The 1,616-nt window shown below is 34.2% G+C and carries 1 protein-coding gene and 1 pseudogene; both read left to right on the top strand.

Annotated elements, in window-relative coordinates; all coding sequences use genetic code 11:
* The first annotated feature begins 61 nt into the window (after positions 1-61).
* Positions 62-1,279 (top strand): ABC transporter substrate-binding protein, encoded by a 1,218-nt coding sequence (locus tag BKK47_RS12215; protein WP_077495084.1) that lies wholly within the window; start codon positions 62-64, stop codon positions 1,277-1,279.
* Positions 1,276-1,616: pseudogene (locus BKK47_RS12220) on the top strand (ATP-binding protein); the annotation flags it as partial. The gene BKK47_RS12215 and the pseudogene BKK47_RS12220, both read left to right, overlap by 4 nt.

The following is a 1,616-nucleotide window of genomic DNA, read 5'->3' on the forward strand; positions in this document are numbered from 1 at the left end:
ATCAGAAAAAAGAAAATTTAAAATTTGTGATTTAGATCACAAAATAGAGAAGGATTATGTGATGAAACTTTTACTTTTTATTCTATTATATTGGATTAGTCCGCTGTTATTAGCTAATGAAATTGTTATTGCTACAACCTTTTCACCGGAAACAACCGAACATATGGTTAAACAATGGCAAAACAATTTTCCCAACCAAAAAGTCCGTTTGATTAATCGAACATCAAATTCACTTAATCGTTTATTAGTTCAACCGAATATAGAAAAAGTTGATTTAGTGTTGAGCTCTTCCCCTTTTCTATTTCAAGATTTACAGGAAAAGGGATTATTGTTGGAATTACCGAAAACTTATCAAAATGTGCTTGTTCCCTCTCAATTAAAATCAACAACAACGGCGATTGCTTTTTCCGGTTACGGCATTTTATTTAACCGAAATTTACTTAAACAACGCCATTTAGCCGAGCCTAGTGATTGGAACAGTCTCACTGATCCGGCTTATTTTAATAGTTTACTGATCAGCTCTCCTTCCCGCTCGGGCAGTAATCACATTATGTTGGAAATGCTTCTACAACAAAAAGGATGGGCTGCCGGATGGCAAGAAATTTTAACACTATCAGGTAATCTATCCTTGATTTCTTCCCGTAGCTTTAATGTGGCGGAAAAAATTAAACTAGGCTTAGTAACAGCCGGCATTAGTATTGATAGCTATGCGAATAACCTAAATAATGATCCTGACTTTGGTTTTGTTTATTTTCCTCATTCCGTCGCTTCACCGGCGTTTATTGCCGCATATAAAAATAACCAAAATCCGAAGCAGGCTCTTGCATTTATTCAATTTTTGTTAAGCCCGGAGGGACAAGAGGTTGTTACTTCTCCAAATATTGCAAAATTTCCACTTAAACCTGCTGTGCCGGGCAGTCTCCAGTATGAACAACAGCAAAAACTATTGACACAGGTGCCGCTTGATTACGATATCTTGTTGTTAAGACAACATTTAGTCGAGAAATTATTTGATAATGCCGTCACATTTCGTCTCAAGCAGCTGAAAGATGTGTGGGCGTTAGTTTATCAACAAGAGCAAAAAACAGCTCGCAAATTGACCGCACTTCGTCAGCAATTAACCTTAGTTCCGGTTAGTGAACAACAAGCGATAGATCCTATTTATTTAGAAAAAATCAAAAATGACCGATATTTTTTGTTGGAGCAAGAGAAGCAATGGACGGACTTTTTTCAACAACAGATTAATGCGGTACTTGCACAATTAGAGGACATAAAATGAAACAGGGAAAAATAACCCAACATTTGAAAAGAGCCTCAATGATCGGATTAATTTTGACCTTGTTTATTGGTATTGTGAGTTTATCTGCTTGGTATATTCAATATCGACAAGTGAATTATATTATTGAAGATTATTTCCCAAAAACCAATACAGCCTTAAAATTGGAAGATAAGTTTAATGTGTTTTTTAATGATTTAGAGCGTTTTTACTATTCACAAAATAATTTAAACCGTCAAGTTATGTTTAAAAACATTAAACATCAGCTAAATGAAATTGAAATATTATCTTCTTTGTTATTTGAACAAACAAAAAAATCAATGATTAAACAGTACTTAAA

The sequence above is a fragment of the Rodentibacter mrazii genome, from assembly GCF_001998825.1.
In the GTDB taxonomy this organism is placed as follows: Bacteria; Pseudomonadota; Gammaproteobacteria; order Enterobacterales; family Pasteurellaceae; genus Rodentibacter; species Rodentibacter mrazii.

What these genes read in the sequence shown, in the direction of transcription:
- BKK47_RS12215 (WP_077495084.1), top strand. Translation starts at nt 62, where the DNA reads ATGAAACTTTTACTTTTTATTCTATTATATTGGATTAGTCCGCTGTTA.